We start from the raw sequence: 18,737 nt of genomic DNA on the forward strand, positions 1-18,737 counted from the left end.
AGCCTGCTCGGCTCATCGCGGATCGCTGGTCAGGGAAGGATGGCTTTGTCACAGGGACTGTTTCGCCAGGAAGTCATCGACGCCAGACGCGGCGAGTGGCTCGGTTCGATCATCGTGGCCGCGCCGTTGTCGCGCTGGCTGTTGACCATGCTGGCGCTGGCGCTGGCCGCGGCCATTCTGCTGTTCCTCTTTCTTGGTCACTACACCCGACGTGAGACGGTGGCGGGCCAACTGGTGCCCAGCGCAGGCCTGCTCAACGTCGTGGCTCCCGACGCCGGCACGATCACCCGATTGAATGTGCGCGATGGCCAGCAGGTCAGGAAGGGCGAGGTGTTGCTGCGCCTGTCCAGCGAACAGGACAGCGTGGCGCTGGGCGACACTCATGCGCTGGTCGGCAGGCAATTGGAGATCCAGCGCTCACGCCTGCAGGCCGACCTGGTCAATCAGCAGCAGCTGGGTGAGCAGCAGGGCGAAGCGTTGCGGTCGCGGATGGCCTTGCTGCAGGGGCAGCTCACCCAGATCGCCGGACAGCTGGCGATCCAGCAGCAACAGGTGACCAGCAACCAGCAGATGCTGGCGAAGATCAGGCCGCTGGCCGCCCGGGGTTTTGTCTCGGCCGTGCAGATCCAGCAGCAGGAGGCGGCGATGCTCGACGCGCAGGCGCAGTACAAGACGCTGCTGCGTCAGCAGCTCGATGCCCGCCAGCAATACGACGAGGCGCAGCAGCAGCTGGCACGTCTGCCGCTGGACGAGGCAGGCAAGCGCAACGATACCGAGAGGCAACTCGCCGCCCTGGCCCAGTCGACGGCGCAGAACGAAATGCAGCGCGCCGTGGTGTTGCGCGCGCCGCGCGATGGCGTGGTTTCCACCGTGCTGCTGAAGGAAGGGCAGATGGTCGCCGCCGGCCAGCCGCTGCTTTCCATCCTTCCGGCGGGCTCCTCGCTGCAGGCCCAGTTGCTGGTGCCCAGCCGGGCCATCGGCTTCATCGAACCGGGCAGCCGGGTGGTAATGCGCTACCAGGCTTTCGCGTACCAAAAGTTTGGCCAGCAATATGGCCACATTACCGATATATCCCGTAGTGCACTGAGCCCCGAAGAGCTGACAGCGTTGACCGATCGGCCACAGCAACAGATCGAACCGATGTATCGCGTATGGGTGAAGCTGGACAGGCAGGATGTACTGGCTTACGGCAAGCGGCAGCCCGTGAGGCCCGGCATGGCGCTCAACGCTGACATCCTCATGGATCGCCGTAGCCTGATTGAATGGGTGTTCGAGCCGTTGTACGGCATGGCCCATCAACTGGATGGAGACGCCGCTCATGGCTGACGGCAACCGACAAGCGCAGGTGTCCGCAGCGGGCCGCGGCTACCGCGCCGCATTGCAGTTTGGCTGGCGTCGCACGCTCCCGATGATGCTACAGACCGAGGTCACCGAATGCGGCGTGGCTTGCCTGGCGATGGTGGCGAACTTTCACGGTCACGACGTGGATCTGGCCGCCCTCCGCCGGCGATTTTCCACTTCGCTCAAGGGCGCATCGTTGGCGCGGCTGATGGTCATGGCAGGGCAATTGGGGTTCACCTGCCGCCCCCTGAAACTGGACATGGGCGACTTGGCCCAACTTAAAACACCTTGCGTGCTGCACTGGGACCTCAACCATTTCGTAGTGCTCAGGAGCGCCGGCAGGCGAGGTATCGTCATCCATGACCCGGCTCGCGGGATCCGAAGGCTGACCCTCAAGGAGGCCTCGGCGCACTTCACCGGTATAGCCCTGGAGCTCAGTCCCGCGGTCGACTTTTCGCCGGTGCATGAGCGCCAGGCGGTTTCGCTCCGCGGCCTGACTGGCCGGGTGCATGGGCTGATATCGGCACTGACACAGATTCTCCTGTTGGCGCTTGCGCTCGAGGTGTTTGGTCTGGCTGCACCCTTCTATCTGCAATGGGTGATGGATCAGGTGCTGGTATCGGCGGATCACGACCTGCTCGCCATGCTCGGGCTTGGCTTCATGGGGGTTGCGATCTTCTCGGCGGCGATCACCGCCGCCCGTTCGTGGGCGGTCACCTGGCTCGGCGCAACGCTGAATGTGCAGTGGTCCAGCAATTTGTTCGGTCACCTCATGCGGCTGCCGATGGACTGGTTCGAGAAACGCCATGTGGGCGACGTCGTATCACGTTTCAGTTCGATACAGAGCATACAGCGCACCTTGACCACGCAATTTGTCGGATCGTTGCTGGATGGCGTGATGTCACTGGCGACGCTGTTTGTGATGACCCTCTACAGCGCCGGGCTCACGGCGCTGGTGGTGGGCCTGTTCGCCAGCTACGGCTTGATACGGTGGGCCTTCTTCGGTCCTTTGCGCCGTGCCAACGAAGAGCAGATCGCACGTACCGCGCGCCAGCAGAGTGAGCTGCTCGAGTCCATTCGTGGTGCCTTGCCGATCAAGCTGGGCAACAAGCAAAGCGAAAGATTGTCGCGGTATGCCAACGCCACGGTGTCTACGGCAAATCGCGAGGTCCAGATCCAACGCTTGGGCATCGCCTTCACCCTGAGCAACCAGCTGGTGTTCGGCATCGGTCGGGTCGGGATGATCTGGATTGCTGCGACGCTGGCGCTCAGGAACGAGTTCTCCGCAGGCATGTTGATAGCCTTCATTGCATACGCCGACCAGTTCATCAGCCGAGCCTCGGCGCTGATCGACAAGTGGGTCGATTTCAGCATGTTGAAACTGCATGCGGAGCGCGTGGCGGACATCGCGTTGACCGCTCCTGAAAAGGTGGCTGATACGGCGTGGGCGGGGCCAATTCCCGAAGCCAGCATCGAATTGTGCGATGTCAGTTTCCGCTATGCGGAAGACGAGCCGTGGATACTCCGGAACTGCAACTTGCGCATCGAGGTAGGCGAATCAGTGGCCATCGTCGGTCCCAGCGGATGCGGGAAGAGCACGCTCGCCAAAATAGTGCTTGGGTTGCTTGAGCCGACGAAGGGTGAGGTGCGCTTCGGCGGAATCGACATCCGCACGCTGGGGTTGGATGAGTATCGCGGCTGGAGTGGCGCGGTAATGCAAGATGACCAGCTTTTTGCGGGCTCGATTGCAGACAACATCAGCTTCTTCGATCCGGACGCCTCCTCGGCACGCATCGAGGAAGCCGCCCGGCAGGCCGCCGTGCATGAAGACATCATTTCGATGCAGATGGGTTATCAGAGCCTCGTGGGGGACATGGGCTCCAGCCTGTCCGGGGGGCAGAAGCAGAGGGTAATCCTTGCTCGGGCGCTGTACCGGCAGCCGCGCCTGCTGATTCTGGATGAGGCGACAAGCCACCTGGATCCTGCGCGCGAGCGCGCAGTGAATGCATCAGTGAAGGCGCTCGGAGTCACCCGGTTGCTGGTCGCGCACCGCGCGGAGACGGTGGCCTGTGCCGATCGGGCGGTCCTATTGACCATGGGTCAAGCGAAGTCGGTGGTGGCGGCATAAAGCCGCTTCCCGTCATGGCTGGGCAATATCGCTCCAGCCGTTAAATCAGGAGAGGGAGATAAGCATGCAGACGTTGAGTTTTGAAGATATCGAGAAGGTGTCCGGCGGCATGATCAATGTGTGTCAGGGAATTCTGGTGGGATCCTTTGCTCTGGAAGGTTTTCTCCTTTCCGGCGGTAACCCTGCCGGTGCCTGGGTCGGCGCCGCCGCAGGCCATTGGATCGGGGATGCGATCGGTGGCGGCTGCGCCAGCTGATTGCACTGCGTAATCCGGACTCGGCAGTTTTTTGCCGAGTCCATTTAACTTGAGAAGGATATTTATGCGCGAAATAACTCTGGAAGAGATTGAGAGCGTTTCTGGGGCAGTGCTCTCGTGCGCCGACAAGTGGGAGATCGGCGGCGCCATCGTTGGCGGCATCCTCGGCGGTTGGGGCGGCGCCGCTGTCGGCATCGGGGCGGGTGACATAGCCGCCAATATCATCGGTTGCTGATTGATCGGGGCGGCGTGCTCGATGAGCACGCCGCCACTGCAAGATTCGGAGGTGGGTATGTATTCATGGGCGGATGCCGTGTCCGCGGGGTGTTTGTCGACGTTATTCTTCATTTCGGCCTACAAGAAAATATCTGACCGCAGGTCGATTGTTTTGTGGATGACCGGCAAGACCCGGGTTTCGCAGAAGGGCTCCACGGGACTTCTGGCCGCCCTGATTGCCTTGGATCTTTCGCTGGGCGGGGCTGCTCTTTTGTGGGGCCCGCTGAGCCGGTGGGTGCTTTTGGCGTTGGGAGTGACCCTTTTTGCGATGCTGTTGGCTGGCCGGCTACTGTTTTCCCGCACCGGATGCCCCTGCTTCGGAGTGGCGTCCATGGTGGATGAGCGCACTAACGTATCGATGGTTGCCACATTTCTTGGCATGTCCGGGCTGGTTGCCGGGATTGGGGAAATGGGCTTCACTACCTCATGCCTGACGCTGGTTTCCGCAGTCCTGATTCTGTGCGGCTTCGGTGCAGGCATGAATCTTTCCAAGTCGGCTTACGTGGGCGTGCGGGCGAGCGACGTAACTGACATGTTGCCCAACATCGACGATCTGGATACTGAAGGCAAGGGCGTCGTACTGGTTTTCGTTTCACTCAAATGCCCGATATGCATGGTTTTCTTGAGGTACCTCGAGAAGGTTTCGGCGCTTTTGCCTGGTACGTTCAATATATTCGTATTCGCCGACGGGATGGAGCTGGATGAGCCCCGCAGGTTCGGTGGTGGTTTCATATGCAATGGGCGACCCGACCTGCGGCATGTGCTCAACATAAGGCTTTCACCTGCACTGGTGGTCGCGTCGAAAGGGCACTCGATCAGGTATTCCGGAATCGATGGATGCAACCTGGGAATCGGCAAGATGCTTGTCCAGACCTTTGCTGGGAGCGCCAAGCGGTGAGGGGCGAGCTTTTCGTGAAGGACATGGCCGAGTTGCAGGGCCTGAACCGGGTTCAAAGGGTACGGGTGGGGAAGCTGCTTTTCTGGCTGGCGCTTGGCCACTGGCTGACCTGGATCGGCGTCGTAAGCATGGCTGTGCTTGTATCGATCATCTACCAAGCGTCCCATTACAGCTACGTGGCGTTGCTGGTGGCTGGCGCTGTACTTGGAATCGGTTGCAACAAACTTGTTATATTTGTCTTGCGCAGGAAATACAGCGACGACGTGCATAAAATGTGTCGTCTGTACGACGACGAGAAGCATGGGAAAACAGGTGCGTAAAAGCCGAATGTCGACGGTGATCCCAGTCCGCTTGGCTTGGGGAAGTCAGTACGGCGGCGCTGACGTGGAAGTCACTTCGGGGTTGATTGCGCCCCTGTCCGACTGATTGAACCGCATCTCTCTCGGCGTGGTCGGTCAAGGCGCGGCGGGTCTTTCCTCGTTCCCTGGACACGATGGTGCCCGCCGCATAGCTGTCCATGGTTTCGCCGTTGTCCATACTGAATGGAACCGCCGCAATCAGCGACGTGTGAATCATCTTTCTGCTGCTTCGCCAGGTGCAGCGCAGCGTGTTTCTGCAGGGATCCATGGGCTTCGCCATGGATAGTACTCATCGGGTGGTTTGGTGGCGGCTCCGTTTCGAGTGACCCGGCGTAAGCCCGCCGATTTTGCAAGACCGGCCCGGACCTGGCCGTTCATCCACGCCGGCGACGTAGCCGCGTGGGAAGGTCGATCCGTTCGGGCACCGAACGGCCGGTGTGTTCCGCCAGGGAAGTCAACGGTTTTCCCATGGCGACCGCATCGCAGGGGAGCGATATCCGGAGTTCGCAAGCGGGTACGTCGACATTATTGCTGAGGTGCGGCTCCGGCAACGGATCTGCTCGGGACGACGCATGAAAAAGCATGGCTTCATCGCCGGAACATTGATCACCATCGCGCTGTTCAGTCAGTGCGTGTGGGCCGGCTGGACCCGGTCTTCCGGCTCGACCATACGGTTCGAGGGGGATATCGAAAAAGGTTCGTACGAACAATATCTGACGGTCGCCAGGGGTGGCTTTACCAGAGTGCTGCTCAACAGCAGCGGTGGTTACCCTTCGGTGGCGTTGAAGATTGCCAGGGACATCCAGGCGCATCCGGATGTCGAAGTCGACGTGAAAGGGGTGTGCGTTTCCGCGTGTGCAAGCTATCTGGCCATCGCCGGACAGCATCTGAAGATCGAGTGCGATTCGGTGGTCGCGTGGCATGGCGGCCTCGGGACCCCGGAAGACGAGGCGCGATCCATGCGCGCCGAACACATCCCGGAGGGGCTGGTGGTTGCATATGCGGCCTGGCTCACGGCACTTCATGCCGACGAGTCGGACTTCTACGCCCGTGCCGGCGTGGATATCGCCCTGCTCGCCGATTCGGAGAAGGCCGTCAGCACTCTCGATCTGGATGAAAGCTACACGCTGGACGCCGTGACTGGCGAGTACTCGTATTCGACATCCGCCGGCGTCTGGGTACCGTCGATGCGTTCGTTGAAAAAGTACGGCGTGAAGGACCTGAAGTATTGCCGCGATGACGGCGCGACCGAAATCGGCAAGGCGCTGAAGAAAAATGGCTATTCGGTGAAATTCTCCACCGCCACGTTCCGTTGAATGGCCGGTGTGAGCCGCTACCCGTACAGGGCTGCAAGGAAGAGATGCGCCGCTTCTGCGGCTTCCTGTGTTGGCGTACCTGCCGGCTCATGCCCACGGGTATGCCGACGGTTACGCTGCGGAGGTGAGCCCTGACGGGTTTGAAATGGTCGTCATGATCACCCTCGCGGTGGGCTTCCAGATCGTCTGCATGCGGCTGGGCGAACTGCATTCGCAACTGCGCAAGCTGGAAAGGCGCCTGCTCGGCGACAGCGAAGCCGACCTGGCGAAGCTGGCCGAGATCCGGTCGCTGGCCGTGTCCGACAAGCAGGGGCGCGCCGTGGCTGCCCATCGCCGGTATTTCGGAACCAGCCTGGCCGAGGCCGCCGATGCGGTGCGGAAACTTGATGGTGACGCTGCGGCGCGTGGCGCCTGAGCCGACCTGACGCCGGCCTGTCTGCGAGGCGAATGAGTCGGCACGGCGAAGTCCGGGCATGAGTTTTGGGTTAGAGTCCGCGCTGTAGCCGCTTCTCTGGCGGCGTTCGCAGTGGTCGTCCTTCGCGGCGCAAGGCGCTGCCTGTCTCGGGGGATCACGTGCGACAACTTAGCTGGCGTTTCTTTTTGCTCGCCCTGGTCTTTCTGGGCCTGAGCCGGCTCGGTCTTGCGCTGTGGCTGTGGCCGCGGGCGGAGCCGGCGGGCGGATTGTGGCCGGTGCTGCTGGGCGGGCTGCGCATCGATCTGAGCCTGCTGGCGATGGTCTGTGCGCTGCCGGCCCTGCTCTCGCCGTGGCTGGGGCATCGGCCCTGGGCCGCGCGCATCACCGCGTGGTGGTATCGGCTGTGGTGGATGCTGTTCGTGCTGCTGGAGCTGTCCACGCCGCAGTTCATCCTGGAATACGACACCCGGCCGAACCGGCTGTACGTGGAGTACCTCGACAGTCCGCACGAGGTGTCGGCGATGTTGTGGCATGGCTACAAGGGCGTGCTGCTGTTCGCCCTGGCGGGCCTGCTGCTGCTCGGCTGGGTCGGCTTTCGCGTATTGCGCACGTCACTGGTCGATGCGCGCCTGCGCCTGCGCTGGCGGCCGCTGCTGACGGCGGCGATGTTTCCGCTGCTGTTCCTGGGCGCGCGCGGCACGCTGGAGCATCGCCCGCTGAATGCGTCGATGGTGGCGTTCAGCGATGACGCGATGATCAACACGTTGCCGCTGAATTCGCTGTACAGCGTGATCAATGCGATCCGCGGCATGCACAACGAGCGCTCGTCGGCGGCCCTGTACGGCCCGATGCCCGAAGCGGAAATGCAGCAGCTGGTGCGCGAGGCGTCGGGGTTCGAGGGTGCGATGCTCGATCCGCAGCATCCCGGCTGGCATGTGCAGCACGCCTCGAAGCGGCCGGCCGAGCCACTCAACCTGGTCATCATCGTCGAGGAAAGCCTGGGGGCGCAGTACATCGGCACGCTGGGCGGCGAGCAGCTGTCGCCGCAGTTCGATGCGCTGGCGAAGGACGGCTGGCTGCTGGCGCGGACCTACGCCACCGGCACGCGCTCGGTGCGCGGTCTGGAGGCGATCACCACCGGGTTCCTGCCCACGCCGGCCGAGGCCGTGCTGAAGCAGCCGCGCAGCCAGCGGGGCTTCTTCACCCTGGCCGGCCTGCTCGGCGAGTTCGGCTACCACTCGCGCTTCATCTACGGCGGCGAGGCGCACTTCGACAACATGAAGTCGTTCTTCCTCGGCAACGGCTTCGACGAAGTGATCGACCAGCCGAAGTTCGAGGTGAAGCCCGCCTTTGTCGGCTCGTGGGGCGCGTCCGACGAGGACATGTTCAACGAGCTGCACCATCGCCTGATGCAGGGCGGCACGCAGCCGCAGTTCACGCTGGCCTTCAGCGTCTCCAACCACACGCCGTGGGAATACCCGGGCGGACGGATCGAGGCGAGCGAGCCGGCGGCGAGCGTGCAGAACACGGTGCGCTACGCCGATTGGGCGATCGGTCGGTTCTTTGCGAAGGCGAAGCTGTCGCCGTACTGGAAGAACACCGTGTTCCTGCTCGTGGCCGACCACGATTCGCGGGTGTTCGGCGCCAGCCTGGTGCCGGTGCGGCACTTCCACATTCCCGCGCTGATCCTCGGTGCGGGCGTGCCGGCCCAGCGTGACGAACACCTCGTCAGCCAGATCGACCTGGCGCCCACCCTGCTGTCGCTGATCGGCATCAGCAGCGTCCAGCCGATGCTCGGTGCCGATCTCACCGTGCATTACCCGGGGCGGGCCATCATGCAGTACGGCGACAACTACGGTTATCTGAAAGGTGACCAGTTGCTGGTGCTGCAGCCGGGCCAGCCCGCGGCGCAGTTCCACTATGACGTGGCCGACCACCAGCTGGCGCCGGTGGCGGTCGATCCGGCGCTGTCGAGGCTGGCGCTGGCGCACGCGTTGTGGCCCAGCTGGGCCTACTTCAATCAGCGCTACGGCTTGCCGCCGAAATCCCTCCAGCCCGCGCCCGCTCCGCCGGCGACGGTGCTGAAGCCGATGGAGCCCGACAAGTGCTGCGCCACGCGCGAGCTGTAGGAAAAAGAAACCCGGCGCAAGGCCGGGTTTCTGCTTGTACGCAGGAAGCTCGCGCTCAACGCAGCAGCGAGCGCAGCATCCACGCGGTCTTTTCGTGCGCCTGCAGGCGGCCGGTGACCATGTCGGCGGTGCCGTCATCGCCGGCGCCGTTGGCGGCCTTGAGCGTATCGCGGGCAGTGGCGGCGGCGATCTCGTGGCCCTCGACCAGCTGGTTCACCATCTCCTTCCAATCCGGCACGCCCGATTCTTCCTTGATCGAGCTGAGCTTGCCGAACTGGCTGTACGAGCCCGGGGCGAACACGTCCAGCGTGCGGATGCGCTCGGCCACTTCGTCGGCGGCCAGCCACAGCTCGTTGTACTGGGTCTCGAACATCAGGTGCAGGCTGTTGAACTGCGGGCCGGTGACGTTCCAGTGGAAGCTGTGCGTCTTCAGGTACAGCGAATAGGTGTCGGCCAGCAGCTTGGACAGATGCTTGGCGACCGCTTCGCGGTCCTTCTTGGCAATGCCGATGGAAATGGCCATGTGCTGCTCCTCGATGGTGGAAGAAGACGGGTGGGTGAATGCAATGGGTCCACAGTAGCGGGTGCCAGCCCGCCGGTGAAATGAAACCTTCGTATGCCTGCGATAGCTGGCGGCTATCGGGCTGACGCGCTTGCAACAGGTATCATGCGCGGTTCGATGAATGACCGTCCGCCACCACCGCCTGATTCCGCCGCCGACCCCGGCCTGCGCGACCTGCGCCGCCAACTGGATGGAGTGTCCAGTCGCGACTTCGGTCGCCTGCTGGGGCGTTGGCGCACGCTGTCGCGCCGGCCCGACGAAGGCAAGCTGGAGGCGCTGCGCGCCGATATCCAGCGTTCCGCGGCCAAACGCCGCGCCCGCGCCGCGGCCAAGCCCGAGATCCGGCTGGACGATGCGCTGCCGATCAGCGCCCGCGGCGAGGACATCGTCAAGCTGATCCGCGAGCACCAGGTGGTGGTGATCGCCGGCGAGACCGGTTCGGGCAAGACCACCCAGCTGCCCAAACTCTGCCTGGCCGCCGGTCGCGGCGAGGCCGGCATGATCGGCTGCACCCAGCCGCGCCGGCTCGCCGCGCGCTCGGTGGCGCGTCGGGTGGCCGAGGAACTGGGCACGCCGCTGGGCGAGGTGGTGGGTTTCCAGGTGCGCTTCAACGACCAGGTGTCGGATCGCACGCTGGTCAAGTTCATGACCGACGGCATCCTGCTCGCCGAGACCCAGGGCGATCCGTGGCTCAGTGCGTACGACACCCTGATCATCGACGAGGCGCACGAGCGCAGCCTCAACATCGACTTCCTGCTGGGCTATCTGAAGCGGCTGGCGATCAGGCGGCCGGAGCTGAAGATCATCGTCACCTCGGCCACGATCGATACCGCACGCTTTGCCGAGCACTTCGGCGGCGCGCCGGTGGTCGAGGTGGAAGGGCGGGCGTATCCGGTGGAAACGCGCTGGCGGCCGGTGGAGGCTGTGGCCAAAAACATGCAGCAAGGCAGCGCCGAACACATCGCTGCCGTGCTCGACGAGATCAGCCACGACGACCCGCGCGGCGACGTGCTGGTGTTCCTGCCCGGCGAGCGCGAGATTCGCGACGTGCACCAGCTGCTGTCGCGCCGGCAATATCGTGAAACCGAAATCCTGCCGCTGTACGCGCGGCTCTCCGCCGGCGACCAGGACCGCGTGTTCAAGCCCGGCGTGAAGCGTCGCGTGGTGCTGGCCACCAACGTGGCCGAGACCTCGCTGACCGTGCCGCGCATCCGCTACGTGATCGACACCGGCACCGCGCGGGTGAAGCGCTACAGCCAGCGCAGCCAGCTGGAACGGCTGCATGTCGAACCGGTCTCGCAGGCCGCCGCCGACCAGCGCAAGGGCCGCTGCGGCCGCGTGGGGCCGGGCATCTGCTATCGCCTGTACGACGAGGCGGACTTCGCCGGCCGCGCCGCGTTCACCGATCCCGAACTGCTGCGCTCGTCGCTGGCCAACGTGATCCTGCGCATGCTGGCGCTGAAACTGGGCGAGGTCGACGACTTCCCGTTCCTGGAAGCACCCGACCCGCGCGTGATCGCCGACGGCTTCCGCCGGCTCACCGAGATTTCCGCGATCGACGAGGCGCGCAAGCTCACCGCGATCGGCCGCACCCTGGCACGCCTGCCGATCGATGTGCAGCTGGCGCGCATGCTGGTCGAGGGCGAGCAACTGCATGCCCTGCGCGAACTGCTCGTCATCGTCAGCTTCCTCAGCATCCAGGACCCTCGCGAGCGGCCGGGCGATGCACGACAGCAGGCCGATACGGCGCACGCCGTGTTCGCCGATCCGAAATCCGACTTCGCCGGCGTGCTGAACCTGTGGCGGGCCTATCACGACGCGCACGAGGAACTGACCCAGTCGAAGCTGCGCGACTGGTGCTCGCGGCATTTCCTCAGCTTCATGCGCATGCGCGAATGGCGCGAGCTGCATCGGCAGTTGTTGCTGGTGGTGGGGGAGCTGGGCTGGAAGCTGGAAGGACAGCCGCAAGCCGCACGCTCTGCTCCTCCCCCTGCTGGCAGGGGGAGGTCGGGAGGGGGTAGAGCTCTTGACGTCGCTGCACAAAGTCAAAAGCGGACCCCACCCCAACCCTCCCCTGCTAGCGGGGGAGGGAGTGACGGCGGCGACTCCGCCGATCGTCTTTACGAATCCGTGCATCGCTCCCTGCTGGCCGGCCTGCCGACCCAGGTCGGCCGCAAGGACGAGAAGGGCATCTACCTGAGCACCCGCGAGCGCAAGTTCCAGGTCTTTCCGGGCTCGGTCTTGTCGAAGGCGCCGCCGAACTGGATCTTCTCCGCGCAGATCCTCGACGTGGGTGGACGCGTTTGGGGCATGGCGAATGCGCGGGTGGAGCCGCTGTGGATCGAGCAGCAGGCAGCGCACCTGCTGCGCACGAGTTGCCGCGAGGCGCACTGGTCGAAGAAGCGCGGCTGCGTGGTGGCGTACGAGCAGGTCAGCCTGTTCGGTCTGGTGCTGGTGGAAAAGCGGCCGGTCACGTTCCAGCAGCAGGACCCGGCGCTGGCTCACGCGATCTTCGTGCGCGAAGCGCTGGTGCGTGGTGACATCGAGAGCAAGGCCGATTTCGTGCGCGCCAACCTGCGCGTGCTGGAAGAGGCGCAGGGCATCGAGGCGAAGCAGCGCCGCGAAGGGCTGATCCGCCACGAAGACGAGCTGGTCGCGTTCTTCGAGGGCAAGTTGCCGGAAGACATCGCCAGCAGCCGCGCGCTGGATGCGTGGCATCGCAAGGCGCGGCCGGCCGAGCAGGCCGCGTTGCGCTGGTCGCTGGACGACGTGATGGCCGGCGGCGCCGGGCTCGATGCGAAGGCCTTTCCCGCCGCGCTCGAAATGCCGCCGCAGAAATACAGGCTGGAATACCGCTTCGTCCCCGGCGACGAGGCCGACGGCGTGACCCTGCAGCTGCCGCTGGCGATGTTGAACGCGCTGCCCGCCGCGCGTTGCCAATGGCTGGTGCCGGGCCTGCTGGCGGACAAGGTGGCCGAACTGATCCGGGGCCTGCCGAAGGCGCTGCGCCGCAACTTCGTGCCCGCGCCGGATTTCGCGCGCGCCTTCGTCGAGGCGGAATCGCCCCGCGACGAGTCGCTGGTCAAGGTGCTGGCCGCGTTCCTGAAACGCACCACCGGCGTGGACATCGGCGCCGGCGAATTTGCCGGCATCGAACTGCCGCCGCACTTCCTGATGCGTTATCGCCTGCACGACGAGCGCGGCAGGATGCTGGCCAGCGGCCGCGACCTGGCCGCGCTGCGAGGGCAGTGGGAAGGCCAGGCGCGTGAGGCGTTCTCGCGCAAGACCGACATCGAGCTGACCCGCGAAGACGTGGCCAGCTGGGACTTCGAGGCGATCCCGGCGCAGGTGCGTTCCGATGGCGGGCTCACCGCGTTCCCGGCCCTGGTCGACCTGGGCGAGACGGTGGCGCTGCGCGTGTTCGAGCGCAGCGACGAGGCTCGCGCCGCCCATCGGCAGGGCGTGGTGCGGCTGTTGCGCAATGCGCTGGCCAGCGAGGCGAAGCAGGCGCGCCGTCGCTTGCCGATCGGCAATGCGCTGGCGCTGAAATACGCGCCGCTCGGTGGCGTCGACGGCCTGCGCGAGGATTTGCTCGAAGGCGGTTTTCGGGATCTGCTGGAACGCCATGAGCTGGACGTGCGCAGCGCTGGCGCATTCGAGATGTTGCGCACGCAGTTCTCGCGCGAGCTGTTCGGCGCCGGCGTCGAGCGGCTGAAACTGGCCGAACCGATCATCGAGGCCCAGGCCGAGATGAAGCCGTGGCTGGCGCCGCCGCTGCTGGGTTTCGCCCGCGCCAGCTACGACGACCTGGGTGAACAGTTCGACGCGCTGTTGACGCCGGGCTTCCTGCGCGAGTTGCCGACCGCGCGGCTGGCGCACTACCCGCGCTACCTCAAGGCGATGCGCCTGCGTGGCGAACGCCTGCGCCAGGACCCGGCGAAGGACCAGCAACGCATGCTGCAGGTGCTGCCGTACTGGCGCGCCTACCTGCAGCATCGCGCCGCCGGGGGAGATCCGGCCGACCTGGCCGAACTGCGCTGGCTGATCGAGGAATGGCGCGTGTCGCTGTTCGCCCAGGAGCTGAAGACCGCCGAGCCGGTCTCGGCCAAGCGGCTGGCGAAGGCGCTGGCGGCGCTGGGCTGATTCCCCCGAGCGGCATTGGGTCGCCGGTCAGTGAACGGCCCGACCCTGCAGTTAAGATGAAGCATCCAGCGGATACCCGAAGATCATGCCTCCCATCGCCAACACCGGCAGCCTGCAGTCCTGGCGCGAGCGCGTCGGCACGCTGCCGCCGGTGCTGGGCGAGGCGCTCGACGCCTGTGTCTCGCGCAAGCTGCATGAAGCCGAGTGCACCGACGTGCTGGATCTGCTGGGCATGCTCGGCTGCGATGCGCAGACCCAGGCTGCCGCGTTGTGGTTCGAACTGGCGCGCGCCGATCCGGCGCTGTGGCAGGAGCGTCGCGCGAAACTGCCGGCGGAACTGCAGCGGCTGGTGGACGGGCAGCAGGCGGCCGAACAGGTGTGGGCGCTGCACGCGCAGCGACCGCCGCAAGGTGCCGCCGAAGGCTTGCGCCGCCTGCTGCTGGCGATCGTGCGCGACCTGCGCGTGGTGTTCGTGCTGCTGGCGCGCCAGCTGGCGCGCATGCGGGCGGCGGCGAACCTGGCCGACGACGAGCGCCAGGCGCTGGCACGGCTGACCCGCGACATCCACGCGCCGCTGGCGAACCGGCTCGGCATCTGGCAGCTGAAATGGGAACTGGAGGACCTCGCCTTCCGCTACCTGCAGCCCGACACCTATCGCCGCATCGCCAGGCTGCTCGACGAGCGCCGCGCCGATCGCGAGGCGTTCATCCGCGAATCGCTGGACGAACTGCAGCGGGCGCTGGCCGCCGCCGACATCCGCGCCGACCTGGCCGGCCGGCCGAAGCACATCTATTCGATCTGGAAGAAGATGCAGCGCAAGTCGCTGGACTTCTCCGACCTGTACGACATCCGCGCCGTGCGCATCCTGGTCGACAACATCACCGACTGCTACGCCGCGCTGGGCGTGGTGCACGGGCGCTGGCCGCATCTGCCGAACGAGTTCGACGACTACATCGCGCGGCCCAAGGCGAACGGCTACCAGTCACTGCACACCGCGGTGATCGGTCCGGCCGGCAAGACCCTGGAAGTGCAGATCCGCACCCACGAGATGCATCGCGCCAACGAGCTGGGCGTGGCGGCGCATTGGCGCTACAAGGAAGGCGGCAGCGGCGATGCCGAGTTCGAGGCGAAGATCGCCTGGATGCGCAAGCTGCTGGAACCGCGCGGCGACGACGACAGCACGCTGGCCGCCGACTTGCATACCGAGCTGCTGGAAGACCGCGTCTACCTGCTGACGCCCAAGGGCGAGGTGTTCGACCTGGCCCGCGGCGCCACCGTGCTGGACTTCGCCTACCTGGTGCACACCGAAGTCGGTCATCGCTGTCGCGGCGCCAAGGTCAACGGCCGCATCGTGCCGCTGACCTTCCAGCCGCAGAGCGGCGACCGGGTGGAGATCCTCACCGGCAAGGTGGCCGATCCCAGCCGCGACTGGCTGTCGCCCCATCACGGCTATCTCAACACCTCGCGGGCCAGGGACAAGCTGCGCAACTGGTTCCGCAGGATCGCCCACGACACCAACCTCGCGGTCGGCCGCAGCATGTTCGAGCGCGAGCTGCGGCGCCTGGCGCTGAGCAGTGCCGACGTGGGCAAGCTGCCGGCGCATTTCCATCTGAAGAACCAGGACGAGTTGCTGATCGCGCTGGCGCTGGGCGAGATCACGCCCGGCCAGATCGCCCGCGTGGTGCAGGAAGCGGCGCAACCGGCGCAGCCGGCGGTGACGCAATCCAGCACGCCGGTCGCCTCGCGCCACAGCACGCTCGACCACAGCGCGCTCAGCATCGAGGGCATCGGCAACCTGCTGACCACGCTGGCGCGCTGCTGCCAGCCGCTGCCGGGCGATCCGGTGCGCGGCTTCATCACCCGGGGTCGCGGCGTGTCGGTGCATCGCGCCGATTGCGCCAGCCTGGCGCGGCTGGCCCGGCGCGACCCGGACCGGGTGATCGAGGTGAGCTGGGGCAGCGCGGCGGCGCAGGCGTACGAGGTCGACATCGAATTGCGCGGCTACGACCGCAAGGGCCTGCAGAAGGACGTCACCAGCGTGATCAGCAACGCGGCCACCCACATCATCGCCTCGTCCAGCCGGCAGTTCGTGCGCACCGGCGAGGTGGAGATGCGCTTCACCCTGCGCGTGCGCGACTTCGAACAGCTGTCGGCCCTGCTTGGCAAGCTGTTGGCGCTGCCCAACGTGATCGACGTGCGCCGCGTCGGCGTCGGCTGAATGCCCACGCAATGCCTGCCCCCGTGCGGGGCAGGGGCTGCTGGCCCGATGGTAAGCTGGGCCGACATTTTCAAAGCCACGAACCATGAGCGGACGCCGCGACCAGTACGACGCACACCCCCCGATGCGCACCGAGCCCACGCTTGGTGATCTCGATCGGCTGGAAGCGCCGCGCGCGCCGGCGCCGGATGGCCTGCCGCGGGTCGCGGTGGAAGCACGCCGGCCACATGGCCGGGCGTCCTCGTCGGCGCGACCGAGGGCACGCCGCGGCTGGCTGGTGCCGGTCCTGCTGCTGCTGGTGATTGCCTTGCTGGCGGCGCTGTGGATCAACCAGAACCGCCTGCGCGGCATGGTGCCGCGCACCGACTTCAACACCTTGCTCACCCAGGCGCAGCAGGCCTTGCAGGATGGACGTCTGGACGGCCAGGACGGCAGCAGTGCGCGCGAACTGTTCCAGGCCGCCGCAGCGCTGGAGCCGGACAACGATCGCGCCCGTGACGGCCTGCGCCAGGTCGGCCAGGCGATGCTGTCCCGGGCCGACGCCTCGCTGCAGGCGGGCAACCTGAGCCAGGCCGCGCAGCAGGCGACGGTGGCCCGCGAACTGCTCGGTGGCGGCAGCGACATCGATCGGCTGGATCACGCGATCAGCAGCGCGCGTGCCGGACAGGTGCACGCCGTGGACCTGGTCGACCAGGCCCAGCAGGCCTTCGCCGCCGGCAAGCTGGCCGGACCCGATGGTGCCGGCGCGCTGTATCGGCGCGTGCTGCAGGCCGACCCCGACAACGCAGTGGCCAGGCACGGCCTGGACCAGGTCGGCTACGCGCTGGCAGTCGATGCGCGCCAGGCGCTGGATGCGAAGGACAACGCGAAGGCCGATGCCAGCATCGAGCAGCTCGCCGCGCTGCAGCCGAACAACGGGGCGCTGCCGGCACTGCGTGCGCTGCAGGCGCAGACGCGCAAGCAGGACAACAGCGCGCTGGCGGCGGAACTCAAGGCCGGCCAGGATGCGCTGCGCGCCGGCCGCATCGCCGGCAGCGGCGACGACACCGCCCTGGCGCACTTCCAGGCCGCGCTCAAGCTGGACCCCGACAACGCCCAGGCCCACGCCGGCCTCGGCAACGTGGCGCAGGCGCTGACCGTGCAGGCCAGCGCGGCGATCGATGCGGGCGACAACCTGCAGGCGGAGAAACTGCTGGACCAGGCCGCGCAGCTGGCGCCCAAGTCGGCCGACCTTGCAGCGACGCGGGCACGCCTGGGCAGTGCGGCGGCCTCCGCCGTTTCCGATGGCGGCAAGACCGCGCCTGCAGCCGATGCGAGCAGCGAGTCGCCGATGCCGCAAGCGGTGTTGACGCCCCAGCAGAGCGCGGCCGTGGCGCAACTGGTGCAGCGTGCCGAACAGGCGACCAGCCACGGCGACATCATGATGCCGCCCGGCGACAGCGCCTACGATCTGTACCGCAGCGCGTTGGCGATCGATGGCAACAACGAGGCATCGGTGCGCGGATTGCAGGCGTTGCCGGACAAGGTTCGCCAGCAGTTCGAGCAGGCGCTCGCCGCGGGCAAGCTGGCACAGGCCAGCGACATGCTGGCCAATCTCGCCGAACTGGCCCCTGGCGACGCTGCGCAAGGCGCGCTCGGCAGCCGCCTCGCCGGTGCCTGGCTGGACCAGGCCGAACAGCAACTCGGTCGCGGCGACCGCATCGGTGCCAGCCAGTCGCTGCTGCGCGCACGCAAACTGGCGCCGGCGAGTCCTCGCGTACAGGACCTGGATGCCCGTCTGCAGGGTGGCGGGTGAGTCGCGCATGACGGTTCTGGTGATCGGCGCCAGCAGCCAGATCGGCCGATTCCTGCTGCCACGACTGATCGCCAATGGCGAGCCGGTGGTCGCGTTGAGCCGGCAGCCGCGAACCGCATCCGCCGGCATCACCTGGTTGCATGGCTGGCTGCCCGACCGGCCACCGGGCCTGCCGCCGCTGTCGGCGATCATCAGCTTCGGTCCGCTGACCGGCCTGGCCGACTGGCTGGCGAACGCCGACGTGGTCGACGCGCCAAGGGTGATTGCCACCAGTTCGATGAGCGCTGAGAGCAAGCGCGATTCGCTGGTGTCCGGCGAGCGCGACATCTCGCGTCAGTTGCGCGAAAGCGAGGCGCAACTGGCGGCTGCATGCGAGCGTCACGGCAGCGCATGGACCGTGCTGCGTCCCACCCTGGTCTACGGCGCCGGGCTGGACAAGAGTCTCACTCCGCTGGCGCGTCGGGCGATGCGCCTGCGCGTCTTCCCGCTGCCTTGCGGCCGCGGCCTGCGCCAGCCGGTGCATGCGGAAGACATCGCGCTGGCCGCGCTGGCGGCGTTGGAGTGTCCGGCATCGGGCGGGCGCGTGCTGCAGATCGGCGGCGGCGAACGTCTGCCTGCGGCGGAGATGTTCGCGCGGGTGCGTCGCAGCCTGCCGGTCGCCACCATGCCGCTGCCGCTGCCCGCGTGGCTGCTGCGCGCGGCGAAGCTGGCGCTGCCACGTCTCCGCGGCGCGCTGGATCGACTGGACAACGACCTGGTCGCCGACAACGGCGAGCTGCAGCGCCTGCTCGGCATCCGACCGCGACCGTTCCGCCCCGACGCCGCGATGTGGCAACCGCCCCACGCGTAACCGTTCCCTGTTCCCTGTTCCCTGTTCCCTGTTCCCCGTTCCCTGCATTGC

At 66.2% G+C, this 18,737-nt stretch carries 14 protein-coding genes; 13 read left to right on the forward strand and 1 reads right to left on the reverse strand.

The window, feature by feature from the left end:
- Nucleotides 1–39: 39 nt before the first annotated feature.
- The 9 genes from UU7_RS04110 to UU7_RS04140 all read left to right on the forward strand — a co-directional run bounded on the left by UU7_RS04110 (nt 40) and on the right by UU7_RS04140 (nt 9,118).
- Nucleotides 40–1,326 carry an HlyD family secretion protein gene (locus tag UU7_RS04110; RefSeq protein ID WP_157581851.1) on the forward strand — a complete coding sequence of 429 codons (1,287 nt, stop codon included), beginning with the start codon at nt 40–42 and terminating at the stop codon, nt 1,324–1,326.
- Entirely contained in the window at nt 1,319–3,469 is a 2,151-nt protein-coding gene (locus UU7_RS04115; protein ID WP_007805632.1) for a peptidase domain-containing ABC transporter, read from the forward strand. The genes UU7_RS04110 and UU7_RS04115 overlap by 8 nt, the downstream gene beginning before the upstream one ends.
- A 64-nt stretch (nt 3,470–3,533) precedes the next feature.
- Nucleotides 3,534–3,725 (forward strand): hypothetical protein, encoded by a 192-nt coding sequence (locus tag UU7_RS18205; protein WP_007805633.1) that lies wholly within the window; start codon nt 3,534–3,536, stop codon nt 3,723–3,725.
- A gap of 64 nt (nt 3,726–3,789) precedes the next feature.
- On the forward strand, nt 3,790–3,960 hold the full coding sequence (locus tag UU7_RS18210) for a hypothetical protein (protein WP_157581853.1): 171 nt from the start codon (nt 3,790–3,792) through the stop codon (nt 3,958–3,960).
- Between the two features lie 21 nt (nt 3,961–3,981).
- On the forward strand, nt 3,982–4,899 hold the full coding sequence (locus UU7_RS04120; protein ID WP_157581855.1) for a MauE/DoxX family redox-associated membrane protein: 918 nt from the start codon (nt 3,982–3,984) through the stop codon (nt 4,897–4,899).
- Between the two features lie 14 nt (nt 4,900–4,913).
- Nucleotides 4,914–5,219, forward strand: a complete 306-nt coding sequence (locus tag UU7_RS04125) for a hypothetical protein (protein WP_157581857.1) — start codon at nt 4,914–4,916, stop codon at nt 5,217–5,219.
- A 611-nt stretch (nt 5,220–5,830) separates the two neighbouring features.
- Nucleotides 5,831–6,574, forward strand: a complete 744-nt coding sequence (locus tag UU7_RS17330; RefSeq protein WP_007805642.1) for a hypothetical protein — start codon at nt 5,831–5,833, stop codon at nt 6,572–6,574.
- A gap of 154 nt (nt 6,575–6,728) precedes the next feature.
- On the forward strand, nt 6,729–6,989 hold the full coding sequence (locus tag UU7_RS04135; RefSeq protein ID WP_007805643.1) for a hypothetical protein: 261 nt from the start codon (nt 6,729–6,731) through the stop codon (nt 6,987–6,989).
- A gap of 158 nt (nt 6,990–7,147) precedes the next feature.
- Nucleotides 7,148–9,118: an LTA synthase family protein gene (locus tag UU7_RS04140; protein WP_040672820.1), complete on the forward strand. Its 1,971-nt coding sequence runs from the start codon at nt 7,148–7,150 to the stop codon at nt 9,116–9,118.
- Between the two features lie 55 nt (nt 9,119–9,173).
- Here the strand turns inward: UU7_RS04140 and UU7_RS04145 are convergent, their stop codons facing one another.
- The gene (locus tag UU7_RS04145) at nt 9,174–9,641 is read right to left on the reverse strand and encodes a Dps family protein (protein WP_007805646.1); all 468 of its coding nucleotides are present in this window, start codon (nt 9,639–9,641) and stop codon (nt 9,174–9,176) included.
- A gap of 156 nt (nt 9,642–9,797) precedes the next feature.
- On the opposite strand from UU7_RS04145, the gene hrpA reads away from it, so the two are divergent.
- From hrpA to UU7_RS04165, 4 genes are all read left to right on the forward strand, one after another.
- Nucleotides 9,798–13,823 (forward strand): ATP-dependent RNA helicase HrpA, encoded by a 4,026-nt coding sequence (hrpA, locus tag UU7_RS04150; protein ID WP_040672839.1) that lies wholly within the window; start codon nt 9,798–9,800, stop codon nt 13,821–13,823.
- Between the two features lie 85 nt (nt 13,824–13,908).
- Nucleotides 13,909–16,041: a RelA/SpoT family protein gene (locus tag UU7_RS04155; RefSeq protein WP_007805650.1), complete on the forward strand. Its 2,133-nt coding sequence runs from the start codon at nt 13,909–13,911 to the stop codon at nt 16,039–16,041.
- Between the two features lie 85 nt (nt 16,042–16,126).
- Nucleotides 16,127–17,836, forward strand: a complete 1,710-nt coding sequence (locus tag UU7_RS04160) for a tetratricopeptide repeat protein (RefSeq protein ID WP_007805651.1) — start codon at nt 16,127–16,129, stop codon at nt 17,834–17,836.
- A 7-nt stretch (nt 17,837–17,843) separates the two neighbouring features.
- Nucleotides 17,844–18,686: an SDR family oxidoreductase gene (locus UU7_RS04165; RefSeq protein ID WP_007805652.1), complete on the forward strand. Its 843-nt coding sequence runs from the start codon at nt 17,844–17,846 to the stop codon at nt 18,684–18,686.
- The last annotated feature ends 51 nt before the right edge of the window (nt 18,687–18,737 follow it).

Origin of the sequence: Rhodanobacter spathiphylli B39 (genome assembly GCF_000264295.1) — a bacterium.
GTDB classification, from domain to species: domain Bacteria; phylum Pseudomonadota; class Gammaproteobacteria; order Xanthomonadales; family Rhodanobacteraceae; genus Rhodanobacter; species Rhodanobacter spathiphylli.

What these genes read in the sequence shown, in the direction of transcription:
- UU7_RS04135 (WP_007805643.1), top strand. Translation starts at nt 6,729, where the DNA reads ATGATCACCCTCGCGGTGGGCTTCCAGATCGTCTGCATGCGGCTGGGC.
- UU7_RS04165 (WP_007805652.1), top strand. Translation starts at nt 17,844, where the DNA reads ATGACGGTTCTGGTGATCGGCGCCAGCAGCCAGATCGGCCGATTCCTG.
- UU7_RS04120 (WP_157581855.1), top strand. Translation starts at nt 3,982, where the DNA reads ATGAGCACGCCGCCACTGCAAGATTCGGAGGTGGGTATGTATTCATGG.
- UU7_RS18210 (WP_157581853.1), top strand. Translation starts at nt 3,790, where the DNA reads ATGCGCGAAATAACTCTGGAAGAGATTGAGAGCGTTTCTGGGGCAGTG.
- UU7_RS04145 (WP_007805646.1), bottom strand. Translation starts at nt 9,641, where the DNA reads ATGGCCATTTCCATCGGCATTGCCAAGAAGGACCGCGAAGCGGTCGCC.
- UU7_RS04110 (WP_157581851.1), top strand. Translation starts at nt 40, where the DNA reads ATGGCTTTGTCACAGGGACTGTTTCGCCAGGAAGTCATCGACGCCAGA.
- UU7_RS17330 (WP_007805642.1), top strand. Translation starts at nt 5,831, where the DNA reads ATGAAAAAGCATGGCTTCATCGCCGGAACATTGATCACCATCGCGCTG.
- hrpA (WP_040672839.1), top strand. Translation starts at nt 9,798, where the DNA reads ATGAATGACCGTCCGCCACCACCGCCTGATTCCGCCGCCGACCCCGGC.
- UU7_RS18205 (WP_007805633.1), top strand. Translation starts at nt 3,534, where the DNA reads ATGCAGACGTTGAGTTTTGAAGATATCGAGAAGGTGTCCGGCGGCATG.
- UU7_RS04155 (WP_007805650.1), top strand. Translation starts at nt 13,909, where the DNA reads ATGCCTCCCATCGCCAACACCGGCAGCCTGCAGTCCTGGCGCGAGCGC.
- UU7_RS04115 (WP_007805632.1), top strand. Translation starts at nt 1,319, where the DNA reads ATGGCTGACGGCAACCGACAAGCGCAGGTGTCCGCAGCGGGCCGCGGC.
- UU7_RS04160 (WP_007805651.1), top strand. Translation starts at nt 16,127, where the DNA reads ATGAGCGGACGCCGCGACCAGTACGACGCACACCCCCCGATGCGCACC.